The 13,560-nt window shown below is 61.8% G+C and carries 16 protein-coding genes; 12 read left to right on the top strand and 4 right to left on the bottom strand.

The annotated features are described in order from the left end of the window. Positions 1–95: 95 nt before the first annotated feature. Positions 96–614, top strand: coding sequence for a MarR family winged helix-turn-helix transcriptional regulator (locus tag JI749_RS08365; protein ID WP_201662154.1), 519 nt, complete (start codon positions 96–98; stop codon positions 612–614). On the opposite strand, the gene JI749_RS17430 is transcribed toward JI749_RS08365, so the two are convergent. After that, entirely contained in the window at positions 611–1,327 is a 717-nt protein-coding gene (locus tag JI749_RS17430; RefSeq protein WP_233280903.1) for an Lrp/AsnC family transcriptional regulator, read from the bottom strand. The genes JI749_RS08365 and JI749_RS17430 overlap by 4 nt on opposite strands. Before the next feature lie 466 nt (positions 1,328–1,793). On the opposite strand from JI749_RS17430, the gene urtA reads away from it, so the two are divergent. The 5 genes from urtA (at position 1,794) to urtE (ending at position 7,491) form a co-directional block, all read left to right on the top strand. Continuing rightward, positions 1,794–3,044 carry an urea ABC transporter substrate-binding protein gene (gene urtA / locus JI749_RS08355; RefSeq protein ID WP_201662685.1) on the top strand — a complete coding sequence of 417 codons (1,251 nt, stop codon included), beginning with the start codon at positions 1,794–1,796 and terminating at the stop codon, positions 3,042–3,044. Between the two features lie 190 nt (positions 3,045–3,234). Continuing rightward, on the top strand, positions 3,235–4,863 hold the full coding sequence (gene urtB, locus JI749_RS08350) for an urea ABC transporter permease subunit UrtB (RefSeq protein ID WP_201662151.1): 1,629 nt from the start codon (positions 3,235–3,237) through the stop codon (positions 4,861–4,863). Beyond that, positions 4,860–6,026: an urea ABC transporter permease subunit UrtC gene (gene urtC, locus JI749_RS08345; RefSeq protein WP_201662148.1), complete on the top strand. Its 1,167-nt coding sequence runs from the start codon at positions 4,860–4,862 to the stop codon at positions 6,024–6,026. The genes urtB and urtC overlap by 4 nt, the downstream gene beginning before the upstream one ends. Before the next feature lie 5 nt (positions 6,027–6,031). Beyond that, positions 6,032–6,790 carry an urea ABC transporter ATP-binding protein UrtD gene (gene urtD, locus JI749_RS08340; RefSeq protein ID WP_201662145.1) on the top strand — a complete coding sequence of 253 codons (759 nt, stop codon included), beginning with the start codon at positions 6,032–6,034 and terminating at the stop codon, positions 6,788–6,790. Beyond that, the gene (gene urtE / locus JI749_RS08335) at positions 6,787–7,491 is read left to right on the top strand and encodes an urea ABC transporter ATP-binding subunit UrtE (RefSeq protein ID WP_201662142.1); all 705 of its coding nucleotides are present in this window, start codon (positions 6,787–6,789) and stop codon (positions 7,489–7,491) included. Before urtD ends, urtE begins: the two co-directional genes overlap by 4 nt. Before the next feature lie 51 nt (positions 7,492–7,542). Here urtE and JI749_RS08330 read toward each other — a convergent pair whose 3' ends face one another. Beyond that, positions 7,543–7,884, bottom strand: coding sequence for a hypothetical protein (locus JI749_RS08330; protein WP_201662139.1), 342 nt, complete (start codon positions 7,882–7,884; stop codon positions 7,543–7,545). A 62-nt stretch (positions 7,885–7,946) separates the two neighbouring features. Here JI749_RS08330 and JI749_RS08325 point away from each other — a divergent pair, with 62 nt between their 5' ends. From JI749_RS08325 to ureC, 5 genes are read left to right on the top strand one after another with little or no spacing between them, the layout of a single operon-like run. Next, positions 7,947–8,807 carry an urease accessory protein UreD gene (locus JI749_RS08325; protein ID WP_233280902.1) on the top strand — a complete coding sequence of 287 codons (861 nt, stop codon included), beginning with the start codon at positions 7,947–7,949 and terminating at the stop codon, positions 8,805–8,807. A gap of 9 nt (positions 8,808–8,816) precedes the next feature. Continuing rightward, positions 8,817–9,119 carry an urease subunit gamma gene (locus JI749_RS08320; RefSeq protein ID WP_140777694.1) on the top strand — a complete coding sequence of 101 codons (303 nt, stop codon included), beginning with the start codon at positions 8,817–8,819 and terminating at the stop codon, positions 9,117–9,119. A gap of 5 nt (positions 9,120–9,124) precedes the next feature. Beyond that, on the top strand, positions 9,125–9,433 hold the full coding sequence (locus tag JI749_RS08315; RefSeq protein WP_201662134.1) for an urease subunit beta: 309 nt from the start codon (positions 9,125–9,127) through the stop codon (positions 9,431–9,433). A 56-nt stretch (positions 9,434–9,489) separates the two neighbouring features. Beyond that, positions 9,490–9,897 (top strand): hypothetical protein, encoded by a 408-nt coding sequence (locus tag JI749_RS08310; protein ID WP_201662127.1) that lies wholly within the window; start codon positions 9,490–9,492, stop codon positions 9,895–9,897. A gap of 11 nt (positions 9,898–9,908) precedes the next feature. Next, complete coding sequence (ureC, locus tag JI749_RS08305; protein WP_201662126.1) at positions 9,909–11,618, top strand: urease subunit alpha; 1,710 nt, start codon at positions 9,909–9,911, stop codon at positions 11,616–11,618. Here ureC and JI749_RS08300 read toward each other — a convergent pair whose 3' ends face one another. Both JI749_RS08300 and JI749_RS08295 read right to left on the bottom strand, forming a co-directional pair. After that, positions 11,619–12,002, bottom strand: coding sequence for a hypothetical protein (locus JI749_RS08300; protein WP_201662125.1), 384 nt, complete (start codon positions 12,000–12,002; stop codon positions 11,619–11,621). Between the two features lie 3 nt (positions 12,003–12,005). Then, positions 12,006–12,533, bottom strand: coding sequence for a hypothetical protein (locus JI749_RS08295; protein ID WP_201662124.1), 528 nt, complete (start codon positions 12,531–12,533; stop codon positions 12,006–12,008). A 141-nt stretch (positions 12,534–12,674) separates the two neighbouring features. On the opposite strand from JI749_RS08295, the gene JI749_RS08290 reads away from it, so the two are divergent. Next, the gene (locus JI749_RS08290; RefSeq protein ID WP_201662122.1) at positions 12,675–13,511 is read left to right on the top strand and encodes an SDR family NAD(P)-dependent oxidoreductase; all 837 of its coding nucleotides are present in this window, start codon (positions 12,675–12,677) and stop codon (positions 13,509–13,511) included. The last annotated feature ends 49 nt before the right edge of the window (positions 13,512–13,560 follow it).

Genomic DNA, 13,560 nt, shown 5'->3' with positions numbered 1-13,560 from the left:
GTCGCGGTTTGGCGCCGATCATGCCTCAGGCCCAAGGCCTTGGCAAACCACAAAGGCTGGAGGATAAGACGTGACGGCGTCCTGATGGAAAGACAATGGCAGTTACCCAAAAAAATGTCAACATAGCTGACATAAATTCCGCCCCGCCCGGCGGTGAGGCGCTGCCCCTCGACATCATGGGCCTGTTCTTCTTCGCCTATCGCGATTTCACCGGCGATGCCGATGCGCTGCTCGAGCGCCAGGGCTTCGGCCGGGCGCATCACCGCGTGCTTTATTTCGTCAACCTCCGCCCCGGCATGCCAGTGGCCGACCTCCTCGATATCCTCAAGATCACCAAGCAGAGCCTGGCTCGCGTCCTGCGCCAGTTGATCGACAATGGCTATATCGAACAGAAGACCGGCCACGCAGACCGCCGACAGCGTCTGTTGTATGCGACCGACAAGGGCCGGCAGTTTTTTGCCACCTTGTCAGCCACGCAATCAAGCCGCATCCAGGCGGCAATTGCTGCCCTTCCCCCCGATTCACGCCGTGTGGTCACCCGCTTCCTGGTTGGCATGGTCGAGCCCGCCGATCACGCCGTGCTGGATCGCCTGAACCTGACGGTCGGCCTCTAGATCGGAAGCCCCGTCCGCACCTTCACGGTCCGGATGCTCATATTGGAATGGATGCGCGCCACGCCCGGCAGCCGCGCGCTCAGCCGGCGATGCAGACGCTCGAAGTCGTCATGATCCTGACATACCACGCGCAGGATGTAGTCCGATTGTCCTGCCATGAGATGGCATTCGAGGACCTCGGGAATATCCTGGACGGCAGCCTCGAAGGCTTCCAGCGCCGTCTCGCTCTGGCTGGTCAGCCCCACCTCGATGAAAAACTGCATCGAGTAGCCTAGTCGCTCGGCACTGAGAATTGCCCTGTACCCTTCGATGAGGCCACGCTCTTCAAGCGCCTTCAGCCGCCGATGACATGCAGAAGCGGATAGCCCTACCAGGTCTCCGAGTTCCTGAACGCTCTTGCGACTGTCTGTCTGGAGCAAGCGCAAGAGCTTGCGGTCGATCGGGTCCACTTGCAATGTCATTGCCCCGAAACACTCCGTCACCGAACTCTGTTCGGTAGTGCGGCATGGACACAGGCTAGCGCAAGCATTTTCAATGACGCCTTTGCTCGAAGTAAAAAGGGCGCGAAACCGAAGTTTCGCGCCCCCACCGGAGACACCACAGAGGAGCGTCAGCCTCTGCGGCAGTCCGCCGATCGCTGGTGCCAATACTCCGGCACCAAACTTTCCCGGGCCCTTGGGCTGCCGGCTTGCTCCATCAACGACGTCGGGCATCAAGGGTTCCCACGAATACGATCTGTGATCGACAACCTGAAAAGTGGCGGGACGGCCTCTGGGTAAGCCCCACGCCCGGAGGCGCGGGGCCGAGGTTGTTGGTGCAAACGACCTCTGCCGAAGTCGAACTTCGGTGGAGCAAGATTACCCGATAGCAGCGTGCAGGTCACCCCGCCGCCCGATTTTCGAGCAGTTCATTTGACGCCAGCAGCGCACTGCCTACAAATTGACCATACGTAAAATGCGACGCCTAGAAAACAGGCACTTAATGCAAGGTTAACGTCGTCCGCTTCCGTGGCCGGATCGCGCCGAACAAGTGATGTCCAGCTGAATCAATATGTTAGCGCAGCCCGCCAAGGCGTGGCACGGCCTTTGCAATTATTCCGGCGGTGCAAACAAACATCTGTCGGAGGTAAACATGACAGTAGTAAACCGCGCATTTGCGGGGCTGGGGCTGGGCGTGGCTATGACTATGAGCGCGGTTGCTATTCCGGCAGTCGCCCAGGACGAGACCATCAAGGTCGGCGTCCTGCATTCGCTGTCGGGCACGATGGCTATTTCCGAAACGACGCTCAAGGACACGATGCTGTTCCTGATCGACGAGCAGAACAAGAAGGGCGGCCTCCTCGGCAAGCAGCTTGAAGCCGTCGTCGTCGACCCGGCCTCCGACTGGCCGCTCTTTGCCGAAAAGGCGCGCGAACTGATTGAAGTGAACGGTGTCGCCGCTGTCTTCGGCTGCTGGACGTCGTCCTCGCGCAAGTCGGTTCTGCCGGTCTTTGAGGAACTGAATTCCATCCTCTTCTACCCCGTGCAGTACGAAGGCGAAGAGTCCCAGCGCAACGTGTTCTACACCGGTGCGGCTCCCAACCAGCAGGCCATCCCCGCCGTCGACTACCTGATGAACGAAGAAGGCGTCGAGCGCTGGGTCCTGGCCGGCACCGACTACGTCTATCCGCAGACCACCAACAAGATCCTTGAGCAATACCTCATGGACAAGGGCGTGGCCAAAGAAGACATCATGATCAACTACACGCCGTTCGGTCACTCCGATTGGCAGACCATCGTCTCCGACATCAAAACCTTCGGCTCGACCGGCAAGAAGACTGCCGTGGTCTCGACCATCAACGGCGACGCCAACGTGCCGTTCTATAAGGAGCTCGCCAACCAGGGCATCAAGGCCGAGGACATCCCGGTCGTCGCCTTCTCGGTCGGTGAAGAAGAACTCGCCGGCTTCGATACCACCCCGCTCGTCGGCCACCTGGCCGCCTGGAACTACTTCCAGTCCGTCGATGTCCCCGCCAACGAGGAATTCATCTCTGCCTGGCAGACCTTCATGAACAACCCGGAAAAGGTCACCAACGACCCGATGGAAGCCACCGTCATCGGCTTCAACCTCTGGGTCCAGGCCGTTGAGAAGGCCGGCACCACCGATACCGATGCCGTGCTCGACGCCATCATCGGCCTCGAAACCCCCAACCTGACCGGCGGCGTCGCCAAGATGCTCCCGAACCATCACATCACCAAGCCGGTGCTGATCGGTGAAATCCAGGCTGACGGCCAGTTCGACGTCGTGTGGGAAACCGAAGAAGAAGTGCCCGGCGACGCCTGGACCGACTTCCTGCCCGAATCCAAGATGCTCGAGGCCGATTGGACCGCCCCGATCAATTGCGGCAACTACAATACCGAAACCAAGACCTGCGGCGGCTCGGGTACCTGACGCCCCGCGATGAATTCGACGAGGGCGGCGCATTCCGCCCTCGTCACTCGCGCAACCCACGATGTCATCCCGGCGAAGGCCGGGATCCATGCGGAGAATGACCTTCACGCTGGGTGTTGCGACGAGCTGCGGACCTGGATTCCGGCCTTCGCCGGAATGACACTGAGTTTACGATCCGATCGGGGCCACCATGAAATTTCTCCGCCAAGTCGCTGCGCTGATGATGTTTCTTGGGCTTTCTGTGGCCGCCCTGCCCGCCTACGCCCAAATCGCCGATGCTGAATTGACGCAGCTTGTCGATGCCCTTGCCCCCGGCAACTACAAGGATCGCGAAACCGCTATCGGTGCGCTTGTCGCGACGGGCGACCAGCGCGTCGTGCCGATCCTCGAAGTCCTGCTCGAAGGCGAGCTTTATGTCGACGAAGCCACCGGCAAGGTCATTTTCACGTCGGCTTCCAGTGGTAAAGGCGCCGCGACAGATCCGGTGACGGCTGCCGAACTCCCCGAGCTTGCCGATGGCGACCGCGACAAGGTCAAGGTCAACAACGGCCTGCGTCGCGTCCTCCGCACCGCTATCGGTCAGATGACCCTGCTCAGCGACGATGGACGCGTGCGCCTGGCGGCCGCCCAATCGGTGCTCCGCGATGCCGATCCTGCGCAGCTCGAGCTACTAGACAGCGCTATATCGGCCGAGACGGACGCCACCATCAAGCGCGTGATGGAACAGGCGCGCGCCGTCATCATGCTCAAGTCGCCCGACGCTTCGATCGAGGACAAGACGGCCGCCGTGCCAGTTGTCCAGGCGATCGGCGGTCGTGACGCGCTCAACACGCTCACCACCGCGCTTGCTTCGGCTCCCGAAGACCTCAAGCCGACCATCCAGTCCGCCATCGACGGCCTCGCTCGCGACCGCGCCGTCTGGGACATCGCGCAGAATGTCTGGTTCGGCGTCTCGCTGGGCTCGGTTCTGCTGCTGGCAGCAATTGGCCTTGCCATCACCTTCGGCGTGATGGGCGTCATCAACATGGCGCATGGCGAGATGGTCATGCTCGGCGCCTACACAACCTTCGTGGTCCAGGAGATCATCCGCCAGAACGCGCCCGAACTGTTCGACTGGTCGCTGGCCATCGCCCTTCCCTTGGCCTTTCTCTTCACTGGCATGGTCGGCGTGATCATCGAACGCGGTATCATCCGCTTCCTCTACGGGCGCCCGCTGGAGACCCTGCTTGCCACCTGGGGCCTCTCGCTCATCATCCAGCAGGCGATCCAGCGCATCTTCACCGCCAATATCCGCGAGGTCGGCAACCCATCCTGGATGTCGGGTTCCTTCGATCTCGGCGGCCTGGCCATCACCTGGAACCGCTTCTACATCGTCATCTTTGCCCTGGTCGTCTTCGTCGCATTGCTGGCTGTGCTCAAGTACACGGCCATTGGCCTGCATATGCGCGCCGTCACGCAGAACCGCCGAATGGCATCGGCCATGGGCATCCGCACTCCACTGGTCGACGCCATGACTTTCGGCCTGGGCTCCGGCATCGCTGGCCTGGCTGGCGTGGCGCTCAGCCAGATCGGCAATGTTTCGCCCAATCTCGGCCAGGGCTACATCATCGATAGCTTCATGGTCGTTGTGTTTGGCGGTGTCGGCAATCTCTGGGGCACCCTGGTCGGCGCCATGTCCCTGGGCATCGCCAACAAGTTCATCGAACCCTATGCCGGTGCCGTGCTGGGCAAGATCATCATTCTCGTCCTTATCATCCTCTTCATCCAGCGCCGCCCGCGCGGCCTCTTCGCGCTCAAGGGACGCTCGATCGAAGCATGATTACGCAAGCCCTGTTCCGCGCCCTCGACCGCAAGGCCATCTGGATCGTCGCCATCCTGTTGGCCGTCGCCATCCTCGTGCCGGCATCGAACCTGTTGCTGCCCGAAGGCAATCCGGTCCGCCTGCCGAACTACGCCGTGCCCCTCTTCGGCAAATACCTGACCTACGCCATGCTCGCGCTGGCGCTCGACCTGGTCTGGGGCTATTGCGGCATTCTCTCGCTCGGCCATGGTGCATTCTTCGCCATCGGCGGCTACGCGATGGGCATGTACCTCATGCGCCAGATCGGTACGCGCGGGGTCTACGCCAATCCGATCCTACCCGACTTCATGGTGTTCCTGAACTGGAAGGAACTGCCTTGGTACTGGTACGGCATGGACAATTTCTGGATCGCCATGATCGCCGTGGTGGTCGTCCCGGGTCTCCTTGCCTTCGTCTTCGGCTTCCTCGCGTTCCGAAGCCGCGTCACTGGCGTTTACCTCTCCATCATCACCCAGGCCATGACCTACGCCCTGCTGCTGGCTTTCTTCCGCAACGACATGGGCTTTGGTGGCAATAACGGCCTGACTGACTTCAAGGACATTCTGGGCCAGTCGATCTCGGCGCCGAGCACCCGCGCCACACTCTTCGCCGCCTCGGCGATCGCCTTGGCCTTGGCGGTGCTCGCCTGCTCGATGATCGTCAATTCCAAGCTCGGCAAGGTTATGGTTGCCGTCCGCGATGCCGAAAGCCGCACGCGCTTCATCGGCTACCGCGTCGAATATGTGAAGCTCTTTGCTTTCGTCGTCTCAGCCATCATCGCGGGCATTGCCGGGGCCCTCTACGTGCCTCAGGTCGGTATCATCAACCCGTCGGAATTCGATCCGGCCAATTCCATCGAAGTGGTCATCTGGACTGCCGTCGGCGGCCGCGGCACGATCATCGGCCCGATCATCGGCGGCATCCTCGTGAACGTTGGCAAATCCTACTTCACCGGTGCCTTCCCCGAATACTGGCTCTTCGCCCTCGGCGCGCTGTTCGTGGTCACAACCCTCTTCCTGCCCAAGGGCATTGTCGGCCTTATCGGCCAATACCGCGCGGCAACGACCAAGCGGGAGCAGCTTTCCCCCTCGGCCCAGGAAATCGAGGCCGGCGTCGATCCTCAACCCAAGCCGGCGGAGTAAGACGCATGTCCGAAGCCAAGGAAAAGCTGGGCACGATGCTCTACCTCGATGGCGTCTCCGTCGCCTTCGACGGTTTCAAAGCCATCAACAACCTCTCCATCATTGTCCATCCGGCCGAAATGCTGGCCATCATCGGCCCCAACGGCGCCGGCAAAACCACCATGATGGACATCATTACCGGCAAGACCCGCCCCGATGATGGACAGGTACTGTTCGACGGCCGTACCGATCTCACCAGGCTGGACGAAGCCGCAATCGCCAATCTGGGCATCGGCCGCAAGTTCCAGAAGCCCACGGTGTTTGAGTCCCACACCGTGTGGAACAATATCGAAATGGCGCTGAAAAAGCCGCGCGGCGTCTTTGCTGCGCTGTTCTACACCGCCAGTGACGAAGACATCGCCCGCATCACCGAAATCCTCGAAACCGTGCGTCTGCTCGATCGCAAGGACGATTTCGCCGCCAACCTGAGCCATGGCCAGAAGCAATGGCTTGAGATTGGCATGCTCCTGGCGCAGGACCCCAAACTTCTTCTGGTCGACGAGCCCGTCGCCGGCATGACAGATGCCGAAACCGTCGAAACAGCCAAGCTGCTCAAGGACATTGCCAGGACTCGCTCCGTAGTGGTGGTCGAGCACGACATGAGCTTTGTCCGTGAACTGGGCTCCCGCGTCACCTGCCTCGCCGAGGGTTCAGTGCTCGCCGAGGGCTCGCTGGATCAGGTCAGCGCCAATCCGGTCGTCATCGAAAGGTATCTGGGACGATGAGCACCGCCCTTTCCATCAACGCTATCGACCTGCATTACGGCGCCGCCCAGGCGCTCAAGTCCATCTCGATCACGTGCCAGCCGGGACGCATCACCGCCGTGCTCGGTCGCAACGGTGTCGGCAAGTCCTCTACCCTGCGCGCCATAACCGGGATCAACAATATCACCGCTGGCGATATTACCTTTGGCGACGAGGTTCTGCGAAAGTCGCCGCCTTATAAGCGTGCGCGAATGGGTATTGGCTATGTGCCGCAAGGCCGGGAAATCTTTCCGCTGCTGACGGTCAAGGAGAATCTCGAAACCGGGTATGCCGGCCTGGCGCGTGCGGAAAAGAACATTCCGCCCTACATCTTCGAGCTATTCCCCGTGCTCAAGTCCATGCTGGGCCGGCGCGGTGGTGACCTCTCGGGTGGCCAGCAGCAACAGCTCGCCATTGGGCGTGCCCTGGTCACCCGACCCAAGGTTTTGGTGCTCGATGAGCCCACCGAGGGCATTCAGCCTTCCATCATCAAGGACATCGGCCGCGCGCTGCAGTTCCTGCGGGACGAGAAGGGTATGACTATCCTGCTGGTCGAACAGTTCCTCGACTTCTGCCGAGAAATTGCGGACGACATTTATGTGATGGATCGAGGGGAAATCCGCCATTCGGGTCCGGCGAGCGACCTCGACCTGCCGGAAGTCAGGCGTCATCTTATGGTCTAAACGCAAAACGCCCGGCAAATGCCGGGCGTTCACTGATACCGAAATATCCGATTAAGGAGCCGTGATGAAGCCAGCTTCCGTGCAAGCCTCGACGGTGATCAGATCCATGTCGACCGAGCCGGCTGCGGCGGCATCGCCTTCCTCGCCTTCGGACTCCTCACTGGTCATGGCAGTGTTGGCGTCGCTGTCGGCGTCAGAGGCAGCGGCATCTGCGGCCTGGGTGTCGGCCTTCTGCAGGTCTTCGCAATAGGTCTTGACGCGCTGGGCGTCGGCGGCGGTGAGCTGCTGCTCGCCGATCATAGTGGGAAGGGCGGCGTCCTGGGCATAAGCCACGCCACCAAAGGTCACGGCAGCAGAAAGGGCGACAGCAGAAACAATGGTTTTGATGTGCATTTTAACAGCCTTCTATAATGTCTCAATGAATGAGCGCCTGCTCGCATAGGAAACGCCGAGCCTTGACAATCGTTGCCGAAAATCTCGCGAAAACAGCAAGTCATGCTCCAATGCAGGACTTGCAGCGCGCACGCGGCCATGGACGTATCGGCACACAGCAACGCGACGGCGTCACGCGCCTGGCTACCCTTTATCAGGACGGCTGCTCCAAGATCCGCTTGCCCAATACCCACAGCCGCGCGCTTGAAGCCGTCCTCATCAACACCGCGGGCGGACTGACCGGCGGCGACCACATGCAGTGGTCAGCCGAGCTGGCTGCCGGAGGCCGCATGGTCCTGACCACGCAGGCATGCGAGCGCATCTATCGCTCCATTGGCGGACCGGCACGCGTCGAAACCCGCCTCAGCGTCGGTGCAGGCGCACATCTGGATTGGCTGCCCCAGGAAACAATTCTCTTCGCCGCCAGCCAACTCGATCGCCGCATCGAGATAGATTTGGCTGAGGCAGCCAGCCTCACCGCGATCGAAGCTGTTCTCTTGGGACGGGACGCCATGGGCGAGATGGCACTGGATGCTCGCCTGCGCGACAACTGGCGCATCCGCCGCAACGGCCGCTTGATCCATGCCGAAGCCACACGACTGGACGGCACGCTCGCCGAGCGCAATGGCCTTTCCCTGCTGGCCGGCCGTCGTGCCTTCGCCTCGGTGCTGCATGTCGCGCCATCTGCCGATCAATGCGCAGCCACCCTCGCCCGGCTGCGCGCCGTCCTCCCCGGCGACAGCCGTATTGCGGCCAGTGCCAACGGCGAGCGCCTGGTGGTCCGCGTCCTGGCCCAGAGCGGACTTGCCTTGCGGCGGCTGATCGTCCCAATTCTATCCGAACTTTCTGGGGCCGGTTCGCTGCCCCGCCTCTGGCATCTCTAGGACCCGACCATGAATCTCACCCCGCGTGAAAAAGACAAACTGCTTATCGCCATGGCTGCCATTGTCGCCCGCAAGCGCCTTGAGCGCGGGGTCAAGCTGAACCATCCCGAGGCCATCGCCCTGATCACCGATTTCGTGGTGGAAGGCGCCCGCGACGGCCGGCCGGTGGCCGAATTGATGGAGGCCGGAGCCCATGTGGTGAGCCGTGCCCAGGTGATGGAGGGTATCGCCGAGATGATCCACGACGTGCAGGTCGAGGCAACGTTCCCGGACGGCACCAAACTCGTCACCGTCCACCAACCCATCCGGTAGTTCTCATGATCCCAGGCGAAATCATCCCCAAATCCGGTGAAATCGAGCTCAATGTCGGCGCGCCGCAAATCGTGCTGGAGGTCGCCAATACCGGGGACCGCCCCATCCAGGTCGGATCGCATTACCACTTCTTCGAGACCAATGCCGGGCTGAGCTTCGACCGCGAAAAGGCTCGGGGCATGCGGCTCGATATTGCTGCCGGCACGGCGGTTCGCTTCGAGCCCGGCCAGGCGCGCGAAGTTCGTTTGATCCCGCTTGGTGGCGACCGGGTCGTCTACGGCTTCCGGCAACAGGTCATGGGCGCTCTGGACTAGACACAGGCAGACAGTGCAAACGGTGCGCAACCGAAACTCTGCACATTGGAACAACCATGAATTCCCAGGCTGAAGCCGCCCTGCTCAACAATCTCACCGAGGTCCTGCGCGATTTGCATGAACGCGGCACCCAGGATGGCGAAGCGATGTTCTATCTCGGCGCCGGAGCAGACTGGATCTGCAAGACCGGCCAGGAGACCGAATGGCCGGCCCTGAAACCGAAGCTGAGCACCGTCGAAACCGTAGGCCTGCTCGCCCAGATCGATGCCGAAGGGCGGACCGCCGTGGCCAAGGGGCAGGACAAGCAAGGCTACGCCCTGCAGGCCCTGGGTCTGTCCATCGCCGCCATCGGCGCTGAAGACCCGAAGATCCAAGCCGCCCGGGACCTGTTGGACGACCTTATCGTCACGGCCCTCGCCAATTATCGCAAGCATGCCCCGAATGGGCCTGCGCCAGTCAACTAACCGGAGGCCCCATGCCCGCTCGCATTTCCCGCGCCACCTATGCCGACATGTATGGGCCCACCACCGGCGATCGTGTCCGGCTGGCCGATACGGAGCTCTTCATCGAGGTCGAGAAGGACTTCACCATCTATGGCGAAGAGGTGAAGTTCGGCGGTGGCAAGGTCATCCGCGACGGCATGGGACAGTCGCAGCGTACCCGGGCCGAGGGTGCCGTAGATACGGTCATCACCAACGCGCTCGTGGTGGACGTATCGGGCATCTACAAGGCCGATGTGGGCCTCAAGGATGGCCGCATCCATTCGATCGGCAAGGCCGGCAATCCCGACACGCAGCCGGGCGTAACCATCATCATCGGCCCCTCTACCGAAGTCATTGCGGGCGAAGGCCGTATCCTTACCGCCGGCGCCATGGATGCACATATCCATTTCATCGCGCCCCAGCAGATCGAGGAGGCTCTGATGAGCGGCGTCACCACCATGCTCGGTGGCGGCACGGGTCCGGCGCATGGCACCCTCGCCACCACCTGCACCGGCGCCTGGCACATCCAGCGCATGATCGAGAGCTTCGACGGATTCCCGATGAACCTGGCGCTGGCCGGCAAGGGCAATGCCAGCCGTCCCGCGCCGCTGGCCGAAATGATCCTGGCCGGCGCATCCTGCCTCAAGCTGCACGAGGACTGGGGGACCACACCCGCCACTATCGACAACTGTCTGTCGGTTGCCGATGACTACGACGTCCAGGTGATGATCCACACCGACACGCTCAATGAGTCCGGCTTCGTCGAGGACACCATCGGCGCGTTCAAGGGCCGCACTATCCATGCGTTCCACACCGAAGGCGCCGGCGGCGGCCATGCCCCCGATATCCTCATGGTCGCGGGTCTCCCCAATGTAATTCCCTCCTCGACCAACCCGACGCGTCCATACACGGTGAACACCATTGCCGAGCATCTCGACATGCTCATGGTGTGCCACCACCTGTCGCCGTCCATCCCCGAAGATGTCGCATTCGCGGAGTCGCGCATCCGCAAGGAGACCATTGCTGCCGAAGACATTCTGCATGACATGGGCGCGCTCTCGGTCATCTCGTCCGACAGCCAGGCCATGGGCCGTGTCGGCGAAGTGCTGATCCGGTGCTGGCAGACCGCAGACAAGATGAAGCGCCAGCGCGGCAAGCTCGCCGAAGAGACCGGCGACAACGACAATTTCCGCGTCAAGCGCTACATCGCCAAATACACCATCAATCCGGCCATCGCGCACGGCATGAGCCAGCACATTGGCTCCATAGCGGTCGGCAAGCGCGCCGACCTGGTGCTGTGGAACCCCGCCTTCTTCGGCGTGAAGCCCGAACTGGTGCTACTGGGCGGCTCTATTGCCGCCGCACCGATGGGCGATCCCAATGCGTCGATCCCCACCCCGCAGCCGATGCATTATCGGCCCATGTTTGCCAGCTTCGGCAAGCTGCTCACCAATTCCTCGGTGACGTTCGTCTCGCAGGCCGCCTATGACGATGGCCTGCGCGACAAGCTGGGCGTTGCCAAGCAGTTGCTCCCCGTCACCAATACCCGTGGCGGTATCGGTAAACATGCGATGGTCCACAATTCGGCGACACCGGACATTTCGGTCGACCCCGAAACCTACGAGGTCCATGCCGACGGCGAATTGCTCACTTGCGAACCCGCCACCGTCCTGCCCATGGCCCAGCGCTACTTCCTGTTCTAGCTAGTTGGCAGGGCTGGCAAACGCCACGTCGGCAGGGCTCGACGTCGTTCCGGCGTCCGGCCACTGGCCTGCCACCAGGCATGCGATGGCGGCGACAAAGGCCAGCAGTGCACCCCCGCCCAGCACCCGCACCGAAGGCCGGTAAGCAATGCCGTCCGCCTCGCGATGCAGCATGCCCACCACGACCAGGAAGAGCCACGCCGACAGGAATGACGAGGCCAGCGCGCATATCAAGCCGACATTGAAAAGGTCCGGGTTGGTTGGCCTCAGCAAGCCCTGTGTGTGCAGGCTGAAGAACAGCACGAAAAACGAGATGGATGTCGCGACCAGCAGCCGAAACGTCGCCATCAGCTCCTTGGCCGCTTCCTTGTGACCATCCTGCATCGGCTAGGCTGCCCTGTGTCGGCCAGTGGGAGGATCATCGTCATGCGGGAAAAACAGGTCGATCAGCCATGGCGCCCAGTCGCGGCTATGCCACCTTCGCACGTATTTTGGCGACGAAGGCGGTACCGCATGCCCCTCTTTCCATTGCGCCACGGCCTCCTGAAAAACCTGAGATAGGGCGTAGGCATGCGAATGCGCGATGACGCAATCGACGCGATGCTGACCCGCATTGAGGTTTTCGTGGTGGCAGATGCGGTGGTAGAAGTTCTGAAAGGCAATCGACTGCAGATTCCGCATTTCCGCAACCACCCACGAGATCAGGTCCGTCTCGGTGTGACGCGTGACCGCCTGCTGCAGCAGCCTATCGATCTCCGGCTGGTATTGCCGCGCGATACTGTTGAGAAATTTACGCAGGATAGCGTGGAATTCCGAGCAGAGCGGCCCGGTACCGAGGTCGATATTGCTTGCCCGCATGGTGGAGAAAAGTCCGCGCTCCAGCAGCTCTTCCAGTTTTTCGACGCCAACCGCCATTTGCACCCCCGTGAGTGCTGCCGATGTCGCTTTATTTCGTGTGGGAAATGAACTTAGTACGAATACGCAACGCGGCGCGCAGTGGCTCGTGTTCAATCGCAGTGTTCATGCTATGTTCCATCCGAGTCGGGAGGACTGGCAATGGGCAATACCAACAACGCGGTCTGTCTGGTCACGGGCGCCAGTCGCGGGATCGGGCGGGGCATTGCGCTGACCCTGCTGGCGGAAGGAGCCCGGGTGCATGTCACCGGGCGCACCGTCACCGACAGCCAGGCCGCAGTCCATCCCCAGCTCGAGGGCTCCCTCGATGGCCTTCAGGTTGAAGCAGCGTCCCTACCTGGCACGCTGACCATCCATGTCTGCGATCATGCCGACGATGCGCAAACTGAGCGCGCGGTTGCCGATACCGTCGCTACTGATGGTCCCATTGACATTCTGGTCAACAACGCCTGGCCTGGCTACGAGAACATGGTTGAGGGTGAGGACTTCACCTGGATCCGACCGTTCTGGGAGCAGCCCATGTGGCGCTGGCGGAGCATGATGGACGTCGCTCTACGAGCGGCCTTTGTCTCTGCACGCGCCGTGGCTCCCGGCATGGTGGCACGCCGGTCGGGCCTTGTCGTCAACATCTCCTTCTGGGCCGCCCAACGCTATGACGGCAACGCCATCTACGGCATCGCCAAGGCCGCCGCCGACAAGATGGCCGCCGACTTCGCACACGATCTTCGCCCACACGGCGTGGCCGCGATTTCGCTCTACCCCGGCCTCGTCCGCACCGAGGCGGTCATGCGCAACGCCGAGTATTTCGACATGAGCAATTCGGAATCCCCGCAGTTCATCGGCCATGTCATCGCCGGCCTCTGGCGTGACGCAGCGCTCATGGACAAGTCCGGTGGCGTCCATGTCGCCGCTGCCCTGGCGCAGGAATACGACATTGCCGACATCGACGGGAAACGACCTGTCCCGTTGACGCTTTAGCCTCTCGACAGGCGCGCGCGGCTGACGCAGGCTGAGTCCCAGCGTCAAC

It is taken from the genome of Devosia oryziradicis (assembly GCF_016698645.1).
Taxonomy (GTDB): Bacteria; Pseudomonadota; Alphaproteobacteria; order Rhizobiales; family Devosiaceae; genus Devosia; species Devosia oryziradicis.
The sequence above is the reverse complement of the archived record's forward strand: the minus strand, read 5'-3'. Positions and strand labels throughout refer to the sequence as shown.